The organism is Kitasatospora sp. NPDC056651 (assembly GCF_042792155.1).
Lineage (GTDB): Bacteria > Actinomycetota > Actinomycetes > Streptomycetales > Streptomycetaceae > Kitasatospora.
Window position 1 is genome coordinate 1 of the sequence record NZ_JBHTWX010000098.1, and the last position, 17379, is coordinate 17379.

Annotated in this window: 15 protein-coding genes; 5 read left to right on the forward strand and 10 right to left on the reverse strand. The window is 72.0% G+C overall.

Features of this window, described 5'->3' with window-relative positions:
* Positions 1 to 92 (forward strand): transposase (locus tag ACFRAR_RS29635; RefSeq protein ID WP_380701750.1); only part of this gene is annotated, 92 nt, incomplete at its 5' end.
* A 455-nt stretch (positions 93 to 547) separates the two neighbouring features.
* Here ACFRAR_RS29635 and ACFRAR_RS29640 read toward each other — a convergent pair.
* The 3 genes from ACFRAR_RS29640 to ACFRAR_RS29650 all read right to left on the reverse strand — a co-directional run bounded on the left by ACFRAR_RS29640 (position 548) and on the right by ACFRAR_RS29650 (position 3211).
* Complete coding sequence (locus ACFRAR_RS29640) at positions 548 to 1447, reverse strand: dihydrodipicolinate synthase family protein (RefSeq protein ID WP_380701698.1); 900 nt, start codon at positions 1445 to 1447, stop codon at positions 548 to 550.
* A 1-nt stretch (position 1448) separates the two neighbouring features.
* Positions 1449 to 2258 carry an aldolase gene (locus ACFRAR_RS29645; protein WP_380701700.1) on the reverse strand — a complete coding sequence of 270 codons (810 nt, stop codon included), beginning with the start codon at positions 2256 to 2258 and terminating at the stop codon, positions 1449 to 1451.
* A 251-nt stretch (positions 2259 to 2509) separates the two neighbouring features.
* Complete coding sequence (locus ACFRAR_RS29650; RefSeq protein WP_380701702.1) at positions 2510 to 3211, reverse strand: TetR/AcrR family transcriptional regulator; 702 nt, start codon at positions 3209 to 3211, stop codon at positions 2510 to 2512.
* 103 nt (positions 3212 to 3314) lie between these two features.
* Between ACFRAR_RS29650 and ACFRAR_RS29655 the strand changes: the two genes are divergently transcribed.
* On the forward strand, positions 3315 to 4805 hold the full coding sequence (locus ACFRAR_RS29655) for an MFS transporter (protein WP_380701704.1): 1491 nt from the start codon (positions 3315 to 3317) through the stop codon (positions 4803 to 4805).
* A 191-nt stretch (positions 4806 to 4996) separates the two neighbouring features.
* Positions 4997 to 6061, forward strand: coding sequence for a 2,3-butanediol dehydrogenase (locus tag ACFRAR_RS29660; RefSeq protein WP_380701706.1), 1065 nt, complete (start codon positions 4997 to 4999; stop codon positions 6059 to 6061).
* A 79-nt stretch (positions 6062 to 6140) separates the two neighbouring features.
* Here ACFRAR_RS29660 and ACFRAR_RS29665 read toward each other — a convergent pair whose 3' ends face one another.
* The 6 genes from ACFRAR_RS29665 to ACFRAR_RS29690 all read right to left on the reverse strand — a co-directional run bounded on the left by ACFRAR_RS29665 (position 6141) and on the right by ACFRAR_RS29690 (position 13247).
* Positions 6141 to 7352 carry an amidohydrolase family protein gene (locus tag ACFRAR_RS29665; RefSeq protein ID WP_380701752.1) on the reverse strand — a complete coding sequence of 404 codons (1212 nt, stop codon included), beginning with the start codon at positions 7350 to 7352 and terminating at the stop codon, positions 6141 to 6143.
* Positions 7353 to 7360: 8 nt separating this feature from the next.
* A complete protein-coding gene (locus ACFRAR_RS29670) occupies positions 7361 to 8335 on the reverse strand; it encodes an ABC transporter ATP-binding protein (protein ID WP_380701708.1) in 975 nt (324 codons plus the stop codon).
* Positions 8332 to 9348: an ABC transporter ATP-binding protein gene (locus ACFRAR_RS29675; RefSeq protein WP_380701710.1), complete on the reverse strand. Its 1017-nt coding sequence runs from the start codon at positions 9346 to 9348 to the stop codon at positions 8332 to 8334. Before ACFRAR_RS29675 ends, ACFRAR_RS29670 begins: the two co-directional genes overlap by 4 nt.
* Positions 9348 to 10349 (reverse strand): ABC transporter permease, encoded by a 1002-nt coding sequence (locus ACFRAR_RS29680; RefSeq protein ID WP_380701712.1) that lies wholly within the window; start codon positions 10347 to 10349, stop codon positions 9348 to 9350. Before ACFRAR_RS29680 ends, ACFRAR_RS29675 begins: the two co-directional genes overlap by 1 nt.
* Positions 10349 to 12070, reverse strand: coding sequence for an ABC transporter substrate-binding protein (locus ACFRAR_RS29685; protein WP_380701714.1), 1722 nt, complete (start codon positions 12068 to 12070; stop codon positions 10349 to 10351). The genes ACFRAR_RS29680 and ACFRAR_RS29685 overlap by 1 nt, the downstream gene beginning before the upstream one ends.
* An 85-nt stretch (positions 12071 to 12155) precedes the next feature.
* Positions 12156 to 13247, reverse strand: coding sequence for an ABC transporter permease (locus ACFRAR_RS29690; protein WP_380701716.1), 1092 nt, complete (start codon positions 13245 to 13247; stop codon positions 12156 to 12158).
* 307 nt (positions 13248 to 13554) lie between these two features.
* On the opposite strand from ACFRAR_RS29690, the gene ACFRAR_RS29695 reads away from it, so the two are divergent.
* Together ACFRAR_RS29695 and ACFRAR_RS29700 are read left to right on the forward strand one after the other, a co-directional pair.
* Positions 13555 to 15027 (forward strand): chlorohydrolase family protein, encoded by a 1473-nt coding sequence (locus ACFRAR_RS29695; protein ID WP_380701718.1) that lies wholly within the window; start codon positions 13555 to 13557, stop codon positions 15025 to 15027.
* Positions 15024 to 15692, forward strand: a complete 669-nt coding sequence (locus ACFRAR_RS29700) for a GntR family transcriptional regulator (RefSeq protein WP_380701720.1) — start codon at positions 15024 to 15026, stop codon at positions 15690 to 15692. Before ACFRAR_RS29695 ends, ACFRAR_RS29700 begins: the two co-directional genes overlap by 4 nt.
* 64 nt (positions 15693 to 15756) lie before the next feature.
* On the opposite strand, the gene ACFRAR_RS29705 is transcribed toward ACFRAR_RS29700, so the two are convergent.
* On the reverse strand, positions 15757 to 17337 hold the full coding sequence (locus tag ACFRAR_RS29705) for an MFS transporter (protein WP_380701722.1): 1581 nt from the start codon (positions 17335 to 17337) through the stop codon (positions 15757 to 15759).
* Between the last annotated feature and the right edge of the window lie 42 nt (positions 17338 to 17379).

Sequence of the window (17379 nt, forward strand, 5' to 3'; positions counted from 1 at the left end):
TCTGGTCCGGCTCCTACTTCGCCGGGAGCTGCGGCGGCGCACCACTGACCGTGGTCAAGCAGTACATCGAGAACCAGAAGCGACCCGTCTGATCGTTACCCCGAGGCGCAGCGAACTCCGGCGCTCCGCGCCTCCGGGCCAAGGATGGCCCTCACCCCCGCCCTGAAGGGCGGAGCACTGGCCAAGATCAGAGGTAGAACATGGTTGAGGGTCTGCCGAGTACTTCTGGGCAGCGTCCCGGCAACCTCGGGAAACTGGCCATCTGTCAGTCCGGTCTGCGAGCGTCCGCCCGTGACGACAGCTGCCTTCATCACTGCTGCGGGGAGTCCTGCAGAAGGCGGGCCTCCGAGTAAGTGGCCATACCCCCCTTCCGGAGCCGCTGACTGGTCTCTGTCGAGCCGACCAGTACGACAGGCAGAAGCAGTTCTGGCGGCAGTTGACCCCGCAGTGGCGTGCCGAGATGGCCGAGTCGTTGGACCAGTACATGTGGCGCCTGACCTGGAACTGGGCCAGGGCCGGGTCACGGCAACGTGACCCGGCTACCCGACTAAGCCGTGGAGACCCCCGCCGCGGCGAGCAGTGTGGCCAGGCGCGCCGTCCCGGCCTCGCCCAGCGGCAGCAGCGGGCGCCGGGGCTCGCCGACGTCCAGGCCGCACAGCGCCAGGCCTGCCTTGACGGTGGTCGGCAGGCCGCCGTCGAGCAGGAACCGGAGCACCGGCAGCTGCCGGTAGAACGCCCGGCGGGCCGCGTCGAGGTCGCCCTCGCGCACGGCCCGGTACAGGTCGAGGGTGAGGTCGGGGATGACGCAGGGCGCCGCCGTGCACCAGCCGGCCGCGCCCGCCGCGAACGCCTCCAGCGCCAGCGGGTTGGAGCCGTTGTAGAACGGCAGGGCGCCGTCGGAGAGTTGAGTGAGCCGGTGCATCCGCTGGATGTCGCCGCTGCTCTCCTTGACCATGGTGATGTTCTCCACCCGCTCGACCAGCCGGTGCATGAGCTCCGGGCTGAGGTCGACGCCGGCGGTGGCGGGGTTGTTGTAGATCATCAGCGGGATGCCGACCGCGTCGGCGATCTCGGTGTAGTGCCGGGTGATCTCGCGTTCGTCCAGCCGCCAGTAGGAGAGCGGTAGCACCATCACCACGTCGGCGCCGGCCTGTTCGGCGAACCGGGCGCGGCGTACGGCGCTGCGGGTGGTGAGGTCGGCGATGCCGACGACGGTGGGCACCCGGCCGGCGACGGCGGACACGGAGGCCTCGGCGGTGGCGTACCACTCCCGGTCGTCGAGGTAGGCGCTCTCGCCGGTGGAGCCCAGCGGGGCGACGGCGTGGCAGCCGGAGCGGACCAGCCGGTCGATCAGTTCGGTGAGCCGGTCGAGGTCCGGGCCGCCGTCGGCGGGTGAGAACGGGGTCACCGGGTAGGCGATGATCCCTTCCAGGGTGGTGGCGTCCATCTCAGATCTCCTTGCCGGTGGTCAGGGCGTCGCCGTGGCCGGCCCGCAGGGCGCGGCGGGCGTAGTAGGCGAAGTTCGCCTGGCCGCGCTTGGGGGTGGAGGTCCAGTCGTGTGCCTCCTTGGCCAGCAGCTCGGGGATCTCCTGGATCTTCCCGGCGGCGCCGGCGAGCAGCTGGAGCCTGGCGGCGCGTTCGAAGAGCAGGGCCAGCGTGCAGGCCTCCTCGACGGTCGCGGTGGCGACCAGCTGGCCGTGGTGGGCGAGCAGCAGCGCGCGCTTGTCGCCGAGGGCGGCGGAGATGATCTCGCCCTCCTCGTTGCCGACCGGGATGCCGGGCCACTTCTCCAGGAACGCGCAGTCGTCGTAGAGCGGGCACATGTCCATGTGCGAGACGACCAGCGGGGTCTCCAGCATCGAGAGCGCGGAGATGTGCAGCGGGTGGGTGTGGATGATGCAGTTGACGTCGGGGCGGGCCCGGTAGACCCAGCTGTGGAAGCGGTTGGCCGGGTTGGCCATCCCGTCGCCTTCCAGGACGTTCAGGTCCTCGTCGACGAGGAGCAGGTTGTCCTCGGTGATCTCGTCGAAGCCGAGGCCGAGGCGCTGGGTGTAGTAGGTGCCGGGGCGTTCGGCCCGGGCGGTGATCTGGCCGGCCAGTCCGGAGTCGTGGCCGGCGTCGAACAGGACGCGGCAGGTCAGCGCGAGTTTCTGGCGCACCGTCCAGTCGTTGTCGGGGATCGCGGTCCGCATCCGCTGGTGGGCCAGGTTCACCAGGTCGGTCTTGTCGGTCTTGTCGGTCTCGAACGTGTCGGCCATGACCGTGGTCCTCCTTCGTTCGTCGGTCGCTTCGGTCGCTTCGGTCGCTCCGTCGCTCAGGTCCCGCCGGGGCGTCGGGCGTGGGCACGGGCACGGGCGCACGGCGAACGCCCGGCGAGGACACGTTATTCACTTTAGGACACCTTGTGTCCTCACGTCGAGCACGCGATCCGGCCATCGGCCCGAAAGGATGGTCCGACCGCCCGCCGCCGCCCTCGCGGACGGCCCTCGCCTTGCCGCCCCCGGAGGGCTCAGCCCCGGCCTGCGGCCACCAGGCCGTCGATCAGCGCCGCCAGGGCGGTGCGCAGCTCGGCGCAGTTGGCGCCCGGGCCCAGGTAGGGGTCCGCCGTCCGGGCGAGCGCCAGGGCGGGGAGGGCCTGGGCGTCGGCGGCGGTGAGCGAGTCGGTCCGCGGGTTGGGCCGGCGCGGGCGGTCGACGGGGTGTTCGGAGAGGAGTTCGCCGACCAGGAGCTGCCAGCAGGCGCGGTAGGCGCGGGCCGCGTGCGGGGGCTGGAGGCCGGCGGCCATCAGGTCGGCCAGGCAGGCGTCGACGAAGGGCAGGGCGCGCGCGGACGCCAGCTCGCCGCGGACGAGGACGTGCGGCACCCACGCGTGCCGGGCGAGGAAGTCGTGGGCGTCGAGGAGTCTGCGCAGCAGCCGCGCGGTGGGGATGTCGCCCGGGACGTCCACGGGCATCCCGTCGGCGATCTCGTCCAGGACGGCGAGCAGCAGGCTCTCGCGGTCGGAGACGTGCCGGTAGAGCGAGGCGGCGGCGGTGTCGAGTTCGGCGGCCACGGCGCGCATGGTGAGCGCGTCGATCCCGTCCCGTTCGATCAGCCGTCGCGCGGCGGCGACGACCGCGCCCGTGGTGAGCCCGGGGCGCGGACGCCTGGGGCCAGGGCCGGGGCCGGGGCCGGGGCGGCCGGGTTCGCCGGTCGTGCGCTGCTGTGCCATTGCGTCATCCTGCCACGCCGGACACGGCGTTCACCTGCACACTTGCGACGGAAGTTAAGTAAGGCTTACCTTACGCGAACACTGTTCGCATCTGGAGGTGGCCATGCCCGGACCAGCCCTGCCCCCATCGTCGACGACCGCGCCCGGGGCGCGGTCCGCCACCGCCGCCGGCGGGCCCGGGCGGGCCGCAGTCCGCCCCGGCCTGGTGCTGGCCACGGCCTGTCTCTGCCAGCTGATCGTGACGCTCGACGCCAGCATCGTGAACATCGCCCTGCCCGCGATGGGCCACTCCCTGGGCTTCGCCGACAGCGCGCTGCCCTGGGTCGTCAACGCCTACGCGCTCGCCTTCGGAGGCCTGCTGCTCCTCGGCGGACGGGTGGCCGACCTGGCCGGACACCGCCGGGCGCTGCTCGCGGGCCTGGCGGTGTTCGGGGTCGCCTCCGTGCTCGGCGGCCTCGCGCAGACCCCCGCCCAGCTGATCGGCGCCCGGGCCGGGCAGGGCGTGGCCAGCGCGCTCCTCGCGCCGATCAGCCTGACGCTCATCATGGTCACCTACACCGAGGGGGCGGCCAGGGCCCGGGCCCTGGGCATCTGGTCGATGGTGACGGCCGCGGGCAGCGCGCTGGGCGTCCTGCTCGGCGGCGTGCTCACGGACCTGCTCGACTGGCGGTGGGTGTTCTTCGTGAACATCCCTCTGGTCGCACTCGCCGCGCTGGCGGCCGTGCGCTCGGTCGCCGCCGCCCGGCCGAAGCGCGAGGGCCGGCTCGACCTGGTCGGCGCGGTGCTCGGGACCGGCGCGATGAGCACCCTCGTGTACGGCCTGATGGAGACCGACCGCCACCCCTGGACCTCGGCCCGGACCTTTGCCACGCTCGGCGCCGCCGTGCTCGTCGGGATCGCGTTCCTCGCCTGGGAGGCCCGCTTCGCCGCCGCGCCGATCGTGCGGCTCGGGGTGCTGCGCAGCCGCACGGCGTGGGTCGCGAGCCTGATCGTCACCCTGATCGGGGCGGCGATGCTGGCGGGCTTCTACTTCTGCTCGCTGCACCTGCAGAACGTCCTGCACTACGGGCCGCTGGCGGCCGGTGCCGCGTTCCTGCCGTTCTGCGCGGGCGTGATGGCCGGCAGCATGGCGGCCGGGCGCCTCGGCGCCCGGTTCGGGGGCCGGGCCACGCTCACCGGCGGCCTGCTGCTGGCGGGGCTCGGCATGCTCTGGTTCGGCGGACTCGGCGTCGACTCCGGCTATCTGACGGCCTTCGTGGGCCCGTCGGTGGTCACCAGCACGGGCGTCGGGATCTGCATGGTCGCCAACACCGCGATGGGGACGTCAGGGGTCGCCCCGCACGAGGCCGGACTGGTCAGCGGGCTGCTCAACGCCGGGCGCCAGTGCGGCGGCAGCATCGGCCTGGCCGTGCTCGCCTCCCTGGCGACGGCCGCCACCCGGGACGCGACGGGCGCCGGGCGGGGAGCCCTGGAGGCACTCGCGGCCGGCTACGACCGGGCGTTCGTGATCACGGCCGTCCTGCTGGCCGTGGCCGCGCTGATCGCGGTGCTGTTCGTCCCGGCCCCGCCCCGGAAGCCGGCCGTGCGGGCCTGAGGCCGAAGGCGCTCTCACCTGCACCGTCAGGGCCCGTGCCGGGCGCGCCGCCGCGCCGATCCGACTTTTCGGGCGTAACGTTCAATTGTCAACTTAAATCCGCCAAACGAGGCAAATGCCTCGCCGGCGACACGACCCGGCACGGGCCGCGAAAACAACCGCGAAGACAACATGGTGAGAGGACAGCTCACATGAAGGCTGCACGCTACTACGACCGTGGTGACATCCGTATCGAGGAGACGCCCGAGCCCACGGTCCGTCCGGGCACGGTCGGCATCGACGTCGCCTACTGCGGGATCTGCGGCACCGACCTGCACGAGTACCTCGACGGACCGATCTTCGTCCCGCCGGCGGGCCACCCCCACCCGGTCTCCGGCGAAGCCGCCCCCGTGACCCTCGGCCACGAGATGTCCGGCGTCGTGTACGCGGTGGGCGAGGGCGTCGAGGACCTGAAGCCCGGCGACCGCGTCGTCGTCGAGCCCTACATCCTGCGCCCCGACGTCGACACCAGCGAGGACAACCCCGTCTACCACCTCTCGCCCGACATGAACTTCATCGGGCTGGGCGGCCGCGGCGGCGGGCTCGCCGAGAAGATCGTCGTCGAGCGCCGCTGGGTCCACCCGGTCGGCGACGTCCCGCTGGACCAGGCGGCCCTCATCGAGCCGCTGTCGGTCGGTTACCACGCCTTCGACCGTTCGGGCGCCAAGGCGGGCGACTTCGCCCTGGTCGGCGGCGCCGGCCCCATCGGGCTGCTCACCTGCGCGGTGCTCAAGGCGATGGGCGTCGAGGTCGCGGTCTCGGAGCTCAGCTCGCTGCGTCGGCAGAAGGCGCTGGACACCAAGGTCGCCGACCACGTCATCGACCCCGCCGTCACCGACGTCGCGGCGGAGGTCCGGCGCCTGACCGGCGGCAGGGGCGCGGACGTCGCGTTCGAGGCCACGTCCGTCAACGCCGTCCTCGACACGCTGTTCGACGCCGTCAGGCCGGGCGGTGTCATCACCGTCATCTCGATCTGGGGCAAGCCCGCGTCGCTCGACATGCAGAAGCTCGTCCTCAAGGAGGTCGACCTGCGCGGGACCATCGCCTACGTCAACTCCCACCCGCAGACCATCAAGCTCGTGCAGGAGGGGCGCGTCGACCTGGCGCCGTTCATCACCAAGACCATCGGGCTGGACGACCTCGTCACCGAGGGCTTCGAGACCCTCATCCACCACAACGAGACGGCCGTGAAGATCCTGGTCGACCCCCGGCTGTGACACCCGGCGGGGTGCGACACGATCGCCCGTGTCGCACCCCGCGCCGGTCACCCCGCCCCCGCACCGGGCGCGCGGCCGGTCAGGCGTTCGTCAGCGACAGCTGGTCCGCGACCACCACCCCGTCGTGCAGGACCGTGCGGTCGGTGCCGCGGTCCATGACGGCGCTGGTCGGGGTCTCGCCGTCGACCAGCAGGAGGTCGGCGCGGTCGCCGACCGCGAGTCCGGGCCGGTCCGCGGTCCCCTTCAGCCGGGGCACCTCGTGGCTCATGATCGAGGCCCCGCCGAGGGTCGCGACGGCCAGGGACATCTCGATCAGGTCGTCGCGCCGGAAGTTGTTGACGAAGGCGAGCTGCCAGGTGCGGTCGAGCATGTCGCAGTTGCCGTAGGGGCTCCAGTAGTCGCGCTGCCCGTCCTCGCCGAGGCCGATCCGCACCCCGGCCTCCACCAGGTCCACCAGCGACAGGTGCCCGCGGCCGGACGGCGCCACGGTGGCCATGGCGATGTCGAGTTCGGCGAACTCGTCGATGATGCGGCGGCTGACGGACTCGCCGACCGAGCCGAGTTCGTAGGCGTGCGACATCGTGACCTTGCCCTGCATGCCGAGGGCCCGGGTGCGCTCGATGACCAGGTCGGTGGAGAACACGCCCAGGTGGCCGGGCTCGTGCAGGTGGATGTCGACCTCGACCTGGTACTTCTCGGCCAGGCCGAACACGATGTCCAGGTGCCGCTTGGGGTCGCGGTCCAGGGTGCAGGGGTCGATGCCCCCCATGACCTCCGCGCCCGCCTTCAGCGAGGCCTCCAGGTAGTCGACGGTGCCCTCCTCGCGCAGGATGCCGGCCTGCGGGAAGGTCATGATCTGGACGTCGGCGCGGCCCGCGAACTTCTCCTTCGCGGCCACCACGGCCTCGAACTTCTCCAGCTTGCAGTCCACGTCGACCTGCGCGTACGAACGCACCCGCGTCGTCCCGCGGGCGATCATCCGCTCCAGCGTCCCGGCGACGCGTTCGGCGAGCGGGACCTCGGCCGAACGCCAGTGGTCCCGGTCGTTCATCGTCATCGTCCACACGCCCGGGCCGCCGGTGTGCGGCCGGAACGGCAGGCCGATCCTGGTGGAGTCGAGGTGGACGTGCACGTCGCTGAACGACGGCAGCAGCAGCCTGCCGCGGCCCTCGACCACCTCCCCCTCGGGGCGGGCGGCGGGGTCGTGCGGGCGGATCCCGGCGATGCGGGAACCGGAGAGTTCGACGTCGCTGGGCTCGCCGCCCCAGGGGCGGACGTTGCGGATCAGCACGGTTGTCGTCACCTTTCAGTGGTGTGGTGGTGGCAGGCAGTGGCGCCGCCCGGCACGGTGTCGGCGCACAGGCGGGCGCGTTCCGGGTCCAGGCGTGGCCGCAGGTGGCAGCGTGAGCGGAACACGCAGCCGGAGGGAGGGTCGGTGGGGCTGGGCAGGTCGCCGGTCAGCCGGATGCGCCCGCCGCGGTCCGCGTCGGGGTCCGCCCGGGGGACGGCCGACAGCAGCGCCTGGGTGTAGGGGTGCCGCGGCGCGTCGAACACCTCGCGGGTGTCCCCGTGCTCCATGATCCGGCCCAGGTACATCACGGCGACGCGGTGGGCGAAGTGCTTGACGACGGACAGGTCGTGGGCGATGAACACGTAGGCGACGCCGGTGTCCCGCTGGATGTCCTCCAGCAGGTTGATCACCTGGGCCTGCACCGAGACGTCCAGCGCGGAGACCGGTTCGTCGCAGATGATCAGTCGCGGGCCCAGGGCCAGTGCCCGGGCGATGCCCACGCGCTGCTTCTGGCCGCCGGAGAACTCGTGCGGGAACCGGTTGTAGTGGTCGGGGCGCAGCCCGACCCGGTCCATCAGGTCCCGCACCGCGGCCTTGACGCCGCCGCGCGGGGTGATCCGCTGGGCCAGCAGCGGGGCGGCGATCGCGCTGCCCACGGACTGGCGCGGGTTGAGCGAGGAGGACGGGTTCTGGAAGACCATCTGCACCTGCCGCCGGTACTCCTGGAGGTCGGAGCGGCGCAGCTCGGAGATCTCCCGGCCGTCCAGCCGGATGCTGCCGGAGGTGGGCTCCAGGAGCCGCATGAGCATGCGTCCGGTGGTGGACTTGCCGCAGCCCGACTCCCCCACCAGGCCGAGGGTCCGGCCGGCGTCGACCGAGAAGCTGACGCGGTCGACGGCCTTGACGCCGCCGCCGGAGCGGAAGGCGCCGGAGCGGGCCGGAAAGTGCTTCGTCAGGTCGGTCACCTGGAGCAGCTGCGTCATCGGAGCGCCTCTCGGGCCGGTTGCGGGTGGGTCAGGTGGCAGCGCGAGGGGTGCGCCCCGGGTCCGGTCAGGCCGGGCCGGCGGGTGTGGCAGGCGCCGTCGGGCACGAGGCGGGTGTGCGGGCACCGGTCGGCGAACAGGCAGCCCTCGGGCAGGTCGAGGAGCGAGGGCGGGAAGCCCGGGATCGGGCGCAGCCGCTCACCGGCGCCCGTCAGCGACGGCATCGACGCCAACAGGCCCTGGGTGTACGGGTGTCGGGGCATCCTGAACAGGTCGGTGACGGTGGCCCGCTCGACGCAGAGCCCGCCGTACATCACCACGACCTGGTGGCACACCTCGGCGACCACGCCGAGGTCGTGGGTCACCAGGATCACCGCGGTGCCGGTCTCGGCCTGCAACTCGCCGAGCAGGTCGAGGATCTGCGCCTGCACGGTCACGTCCAGCGCGGTCGTGGGCTCGTCGGCGATCAGCAGTTCCGGTTCGCAGACCAGGGCCATGGCGATCATCGCGCGCTGGCGCATGCCGCCGGAGAACTCGTGCGGATAGGCGTCGTAGCGCTTCCTCGGGTCGGGGATGCCGACCCGGCCGAGCATGTCGACGGCGGCGGCCGCCGCGGCCTTCCTGCTCACGGTGTTGTGCACCCGGTAGGCCTCGGCGACCTGGACGCCGACCGGGTAGAAGGGGTGCATCGCGGACAGCGGGTCCTGGAAGATCATCGCGATCTTCTTGCCCCGGTAGGCGCGCATCCGCGCCTCGGTCAGCGCGTTGAGGTCCTGCCCGTCGAGCAGGATCTGCCCGGTGACGGTGGCCGAGGTGTCCTTGAGCAGGCCCATGAGCGCCTGGCTGGTGACGGTCTTGCCGGAGCCGGACTCGCCGACGATGCCGACGGTCTCCCCGCGTGACAGGGTCAGGTCCATGCCGTTGACGGCGTGGACGAGGCCGTCGTCGGTCGGGAAGGTCACCGTCAGGTCGCGGATGTCCAGCAGGGGCGCGGCGGGTGGTGTGGTGGTCATCAGGCAGCCCTCACTCGCGGGTCGATGACGGCGTAGACGGCGTCGACCACCACGTTGGAGACGATGATGAAGAACGCGGCCACCATCGTGATGGCCATGATCACGGGCAGGTCGCCCGACTGCGCGGCGTGCACCGCGGTGAAGCCGACCCCGGGGACGGAGAAGATCTGCTCGGTGAGGACGGCGCCGCCCAGGAGCAGGCCGATGTCCAGTCCGAGCATGGTGACGATGGGGGTGATGCCGGCCCGCGCGCCGTGGCGCAGGACGATGCCGGGCCGGGCCAGGCCCTTGGCGCGCGCCGTGCGCATGAAGTCCTCGCCGAAGGTCTCCAGCATGCTGCTGCGGGTGACGCGGATGTACTGCGCGCTGGACAGCACGGCCAGCGCCACCCAGGGCAGCAGGTAGTTGAGGAACCAGGCCCCCGGGCCGGCGGGCCCGAACGGCGAGGAGATGGCGTTGGTGGTGAACGGCAGTACGTGCAGCGTGCTGACGAAGACCAGCAGCAGCAACAGGCCGGTCACCGGGATGGGCAGGGACACCCCGACCGAGGCGGCGCCCACGATCAGCTTGTCGGTGAACCGGCCCTTGCGCAGCGCGGCGAGCAGGCCCAGGCCGACGCCGGCCACGGTCCACAGCACGATCGCGCCGCCGGCCACCGACAGGGTGTAGGGCAGGGCCCGCGCGAGGACGGCCGTGACGTCCTCGTTGGTCTGGAAGGACTTGCCGAGGCAGGGCCACTGGCACAGGGTCTCGGTGCCGGGGGCGCCGATCATCCGGCCGTGCAGCAGGCCGGACATGTAGTCGGCGTACTGGGTCAGGAACGGCTTGTCCATTCCGAGGGCGACCCGGGCCTCGGCCACCCGGGCGGGGGTGCACTCCTGGCCGCAGGCGGCCGCGGCCGGGTCGGAGGGGCCGAGTTGGAACAGGCTGAACGTCACGAAGCTGATGACGAGCAGCAGGGCGATCATCGCGGCGCAGCGCCGCAGCAGGAATCCGGTCATCAGCGTTCGACTCCCACGGCCGACAGGTCGATGCCGCCGAAGAAGTAGCCCACCTGCGCGCCGCGGATCTTCGAGCCGACGACGCTGTTGGTGTAGGTGCGCACCAGCGGGACCAGCGGGTAGTCCTGCATGGCGCGGTCGAACAGGGTCGCCCACTTCCTGCCCAGTTCCTCGCTGGTGCCGTTGGTGCCCCGCAGCTCGTACATGGCCCGGGAGACCTCGGGGTCGTAGTAGCGCGGGATGTTGGAGAAGCCGTAGGTCGTGCCGTCCACGCTGGGGCCGAGGTTGGGGTCGACGGTGGTGCGGACGGAGCCGCTGTCGGCGCCGCCGCACCAGCCGCTGCGGGCGATGTCGGGCATCTGGTCGCCGGCGAGGGTCGTGAAGTAGTTGGCCGCCGGGATGGGGCGCAGCTCCAGGTCGATGCCGATCTGCTTGAGGTTCTGCTGCAGGGTGGTGCCGATGTTCTTGTAGCGGGGGCTGCTGTCGGCGTAGCCGTAGACGAGCTTCTTGGGGACGGTCCTGCCCTCCAGCAGCTTCCTGGCCTCCTCCGGGTTCGGCTTGCCGGACGGGTCCAGGGCGGTGTGCTGTTCGACGTAGCCGCGCTGTGCCGGGTTGATGTACGACTGGGTGAGCTGGCCGAACCGGTTGCCGCCGTACTGCAGGTGCATGGCGGCGCGGTCGATGGCCAGGGCGATGGCCTTGCGGACCTGCGGGTCCTCGATCGTGCGGGTGTTGAGGTCCAGGACGTCGGTGCAGCCGAGGAGGCCGGCCGCGGTGCGCTTCTTCACCTCGGGGGTGTTGAGCTGGGAGGCGTCGGACACCTGGAGGCCGCCGTTGCTGTCCAGGGTGATGGCCGTCGGGTCGGAGTCGGCGAGCAGCTGCTGGCTGACGGTGGCCTGCGCGGTGGAGAGGCTGAAGGTGAAGGTGTCCGGCAGGGCGGGCCGGTTGGGGTCGGTGGCCGGGTCCCACTGCTCGTTGCGGACGAGCTGCATCGAGCGGCCGCGCTGGTACGACTTGATCTTGTACGGGCCGGAGGAGACGGGGTGGTTGGTGTAGTCGAGTCTGGTGTCCGCGCCGCTGGGCACCGGCGCCGTGTTCGAGCGGGAGACCAGCGCCGGGAACTCGGCGAAGGGCTGCTTGAGGTGGAAGACGACGGTGCGGTCGTCCGGGGTGTCGATGCCCTTGAAGTCGCCGCCGGTGTACGGGCCCTTGTAGGTGTCGTCGGCGAGCGCGGAGTTCAGCTCCTGCGGGGCCTGGGTGTAGACGTCGCGCGCGTAGGTGCGTTCGACGCCGTACTTGACGTCCTTGCTGGTGATCGGGGTGCCGTCCTCGAACTTCAGGCCTTCCCGCAGGGTGTACGTCCAGGTCAGGCCGTCCTCGGACTGGGTGCCGAGGTCGGTGGCGAGGTCCGGCACGATCGTGGGCGGCTGTCCCGCCGTCTCCTTGGCCATGGTCAGCGTGCGGTAGTACAGCTGGCCCACGTTGGCGGTCTGCACGTAGTTGCTGTTGCCGGGGTCGAGCGTCTGGAAGTCCGTCGACATCAGGACGTTGACGTTGCCGCCCCTGGTGTCGAAGCCCTTGCCGACGTGGACGGGGTCGAAGGTGCCGCCCACGGCTCTGGCGGCGCCGGAACCGGGGGCGGGCTTGCTGCCGCTGCAGGCGGTCAGGGCCATCGCGGCGGTCAGGGTCAGGGCAACCGCGGCTGCTGTGCGTCGCTGCACTGCGTCTCCTCAGGTACAGGTGGGGGAAGTGGGAGGGACGTCGGACGCCTCGAACGGAGGGGGTCGAAGCGCGGGGGAAGTGGGTTCAGTGGCGGGAGGACTTGGGGTCCAGCGCGTCACGGACGGCGTCGCCGAGCAGGTTGAAGGCCAGCACCGTGATCACGAGCGCGCCCGCCGGGACGGCCAGGAACCACGGATCGGACAGGTACCAGTTGCCGGCCTGGGCCGCGTTGAGGATCTGCCCCCACGACGGCGTCGGGTCCTTGACGCCGACGCCGAGGAAGGACAGGGCGGCTTCCGCGGTGATGTTGGTGGGGATCAGCATGGTCGCGTAGACCAGCACGACGCCCATCACGTTCGGGATGATCTGCCGGAAGATGATGCTGCGCCGGGACGCCCCGTAGGCGCGGGCGGCGTCCACGAACTCCTGCTCCCGGAGGGACAGCACCTGTCCTCGCACGACGCGCGCCAGGTACGCCCAGCCGAAGAAGCCCAGGATGATCACCAGTGAGGCGACCGGCAGCAGGCTTCCGGAGTCGAGCGCGGTGCCGCCGAGGCGGGACTGCAGGATCGGGGTCAGCGACAGGACGAGCAGCAGGTGGGGGAAGGCGAGGAACAGGTCCATCACCCGGCTGATCACCATGTCGACCTTGCCGCCGAAGTATCCGGCGGCGGCCCCGATCACGGTGCCGAGGAACACCGAGACCACCGTGGACAGCAGCGCGATGACCAGTGAGATCCGGGCACCGTGGGCCATCCGCGCGAAGAGGTCGCGGCCCAGGCCCGGTTCGAGGCCCAGCCAGTGGTCGGGGGACGGGAACCGGTAGTACGTCAGCGGCAGGCCCGGGGTGTCGACCTCGTCGAGGTAGTCGGGCCCGGTCAGGGAGGTGTACGGGTCGTGGCCTTCGAGGGACGTCAACAGCGGGGCCAGGACCGCGAACAGGATGATCAGGGCCACGACGACCAGCGCGCCCACGGCGACGCGGCTGCGGCGGATCCGCAGCCACGCCGTGCCGAGGAGGGTGCGCGCGCCGGCCGGCTCCGCGGCGGGTTCCGGGGTCGTCGTGGCGGTCGGCGGTGAGGGGGTGGCCGGCTGCTGCGTGGCCGGCTGTTCGACAGGGGGCTCCGACCCGGCGGCGGGGGGCGTCCGGCTCGGCGGCACATGCGGATCCAACACGTCGGGTCCTCCGGCGCTTGGGGGTGGGGGGTGACCCGGACGGTATACCAAAATCAGGATTCGCCACCAGACCTGACAGCCATCAAAAAGTCGAGCCGCGTGTCGAGCGACGCCTCAGCCACCTCGCCAGGGCTGCCAAAAGCCGCTTCCACCTGCGTAGATGTGCGGCAGTGAGACGTCATCCAGCAGGCCGCGACAGAGTGCGCCGGATGTCACGATGCGGACGGCGGACACCTGCCCCTTCCTCACTTGGTATGCCAGCCTCTAGGTTGTCCGTACCCAACAACCCCCCCTCCCAGGAGGTCCCATGCGCACGCGCTGGCGCGCCCGTCACGTCCTCGCCCACCAGAACGGCGGCCACGCCCTGCTGCGCGACGGGGAGGTGGTGTGGGAGGACGACGTCATCGTCCACGTCGGCCGCGACTACGACGGCCCGGTCGACGTCGACCTGGACCTCGGCGAATCGCTCGTCATGCCCGGACTGATCGACCTCGACGCGCTCACCGACATCGACCACCTCGTCCTCGACTCCTGGCAGGCCCCCGGCCACGGCCGCGGCCTGCAGTGGTCCCAGGACTACTTCGACCACCGCCGCCACGACGTCTTCACCCCCGAAGAGCGGCGCACCGTCCGCGAGTTCGCCCTGGCACAACTGGCCCTGCACGGCATCACCACCTACATGCCGATCGCCTCCGAGGTGCACAGCTCCTGGGCCGAGCCGTACGACGAACTCGTGGCGATGGCCGAGACCTCCCGCCGCATCGGGCTGCGCGGCTACCTCGGGCCCGCCTACCGCTCCGGCGTCAACGTGGCGCTGCCGGACGGCAGTCGGGGCGTGGCCTTCGACGAGGAACGGGGCCGCGCCGGCCTGGACGACGCCGTCCGCTTCCTCGACCACCTCGACCACCTCGCGGACCCGCTGCTCACCGGCGTCCTGCTGCCGTGCCGCATCGAGACCCTGACCGCGGACCTGCTGCGCGAGACGGCGGCCGTCGCCAGGAGCCGCGACGTCCTCGTGCGGCTGCACGCCCTCCAGGGCACCCTGGAACGCGAACTGGTGGGCCGCCTGCACGGCACGACGCCCATCCGACTCATCGAGGACACCGGCCTGTTCGAGACCCGGCTGCTCATCCCCCACACCATGCTCGTCGACCGCCATCCGTCCGTGCACGGCGAGGACCGCGGCGACCTGGACCGGCTGGCCCGGGCCGGCGTGTCCGTCGTGCACTGCCCGCTGACCTCACTGCGCTACGGCTCGGTCCTGCACTCCTTCGGCGCCTACCGGGACGCCGGCGTGAACCTCTGCCTCGGCACCGACTCCTTCCCGCCCGACCTGGTCCGCGGCATGGACACCGGCGTGCACCTCGCGAAGCTCGTCGACGAGCGGTTCGACGCGGCCCCCGCCGAGCACTACGTCGAGGCCGCGACCCTCGGCGGCGCCCGCGCGCTGGGCCGCGCCGACCTGGGACGGCTCGAACCCGGCGCCCAGGCCGACCTCGTCGCCTTCGGCCTCGGAGACATCCGCGACGGCGTCCAGGACGACCCCGTCCGCACGTTCCTCCTCAGCGGCACCGCCCGGCAGGCGACCCACTCCGTCGTCGCCGGCCGGCCGGTCCTCGTGGACCGCGCGCTCCCCGGCGTCGACCTCCCCGCGCTCCGGCGCCGGGCCCAGCACCTCTTCGATAGGATGCGGGCGGCCTACAGCGAACGCGACATCATGCGCCGCGACGCCGACACCCTCTTCCCGCCGACCTTCCCCGACTTCCGGATCCAGGCATGACCGACGAACCCGCCACCTCGACACACGTGGACCGCGCCGTGGCGTGCATCCGAGCCGGGATCCACTCCGGCAGCCACCCGCAGGGGGCCCGGCTGCGCGAGCGCGAACTCTCCGAGGCCCTCGGCGTCTCCCGCATCCCGGTGCGCGAGGCACTGGTGCGGCTCGCCGCCGAGGGCCTCGTCGTCACCGAACCACGGCGTGGCGCCACCGTGCGCCGGCTCACCCTCAGGGACGTCGACGAACTCTTCGACCTGCGGCTGAGCCTGGAGGTGTTCGCCGCGGGCCGCGCCGCCGAACGCTGCGCCCAGGGGCACCACCATCCCGCGCTGCAGCAGATCATGGACCGGGCCGAGGAAGCGACCCTGCGCGACGACGCCGCCGACATCGCCGCCGAGAACACCGCCTTCCACGCCGAGATCATCACCATGACCGGCAACCGGCTGCTGCAGGCCTCCCTCCAGCCCTCCCTCGGCCTGATGCACTGGCTGTTCCGCCTCACCTCCACCGAGGCCGGCCCGCGCCTGCACTGCGAGGAGCACCGGGAGATCTGCCGCGTCATCTACTCGGGCCGGCCCAGACTCGCCGAAGCGCTCACCTACACCCACATCGACGTCCGCCGCGAACCGGTGCTCCAGGCGCTCTCGGAGGTGCTCCCGCCCGCGTAGCGGCTCACCACCCCCGTAGCGGCCGGCCGCCGGTGACGGCGGTCGCGCCCGTACGGCCGCGGGGTCAGCCGGCCTTCGCCCGCTCGGTCCCGCGGCCGCCCGACAGCGCCACCACGAGCGCCAGCAGCACCAGGCAGATGCCGCCGAGCACCCACAGGACGGTGTGGAAGGCGCCGTCGTAGGCATGGACCAGGAGGTCGGTGAAGCTGCCGCGCTGCGCCTCGGCGACCTGTCCGGCCGGGCCGGAGATGTTGCCGCTCGCGACCGTCCCGGCGACGGTGGCCGGGTCTCCGGCACCGGCCTGGCCGGCGATGCCGTCGCGCGTCCTGCCGCCGATGACGGTCGCGAGCAGCGAGCCGTAGACGGCCACGGCGACGGCCTCGCTGCCGAGGCGCATGGTGTTGAGGAAACCGGCGGCCATGCCCGCCCGCTCCGGGGCGACGAGTTCCAGGGCCTGGCCGTCGACGAGGCCGGCCGCGAGGGCGTAGCCGGCGCCGGTGACCAGCATCGGCGGGGCGACCAGCCAGAGGCTCACTCCGGGCTCGAAGAGCTGGAGGCCGACGACGCCGACCACCAGGAGGACCAGGCTCAGGCGGGTGATGCCCCGCGCGGAGACGCCCTTGGCGACGAGCTTGGCGGCCACCAGGGGGAGGACCAGCATCGGGACCGTCAGCATCAGCATGATCGCACCGGCCGCGCCACTGGAGTAGCCGCCGGCCGCGGTGAGGTAACTCGGAAGGTAGGTCAGCATGGTGACGAAGCCGAAGGAGCCGGCCACCGGCACCAGGCAGAGCGCCAGGAACCGGCGGTTTGCGACGATGCCCAGGTCCAGCATCGGGTGCGCCGTGCGCTTCTCCACCGCGGCGAAGAGCGCGAGGACGACGATCGTGCCGGCGAACAGGCCGAGCACGCCCGGCCCGGCCCAGCCCCACTGCGAGCCCTGCGCGATGCCGGTGGTGAGCAGCAGCATGGCGAGGACGAACAGGGCGGAGCCGAGGACGTCGACGCGCGTGCCCGCGGTGCGGGTCTCCTGAACGGCGCGGCCCATCGTCGGGACGGCGAGCAGGACCAGGGCCAGCACGATCACGTGCACGGCGAACACCCAGCGCCAGCCGGCGCTCTCGACCAGCACGCCGGACAGTGACGGGCCGAAGGAGACTCCGAGGCCGGCGACGGTGCCGAAGAGTGCGAAGGCCCGGCCTCGGGCGGGGCCGTCGAAGACGGTGGAGAGCAGCGCCGCGCCGCAGGAGAAGATCGCGGCGCCGCCGATGCCGGCCAGGGCGCGGGCGACGTCCAGCAGGATCACGTCGCCGGCGAAGACGCTGACCAGCGAGGCGGCCGCACAGATCGTGGCACCGAGGGCGAAGGCGCGGACGCGACCGATGATGTCGGCGACGGACCCCCAGGCGAGGGTGAAGCACGCGAACGCCACGTTGAAGGCGTTGACGACCCATTGCAGGGGCACCAGGCCGGCGTCGAGGTCTGAGCCGATGTACGGCAGCGCCACACCGGTGCCGGAGATGGACGTGGGGACGACGAAGACGGCCAGCAGGACGGCGGCCAGGATCAGCGTCTGCCGTCGGCGCCCTGACGCCTGGGGTCCGGCGTCCTCCCCGGCGAGGGGGGATTCGGTCTGTGCAGCCATGGTGGGGAAGCTCCCGTTCCGGAGGGCTCCGAACCTTAGGTT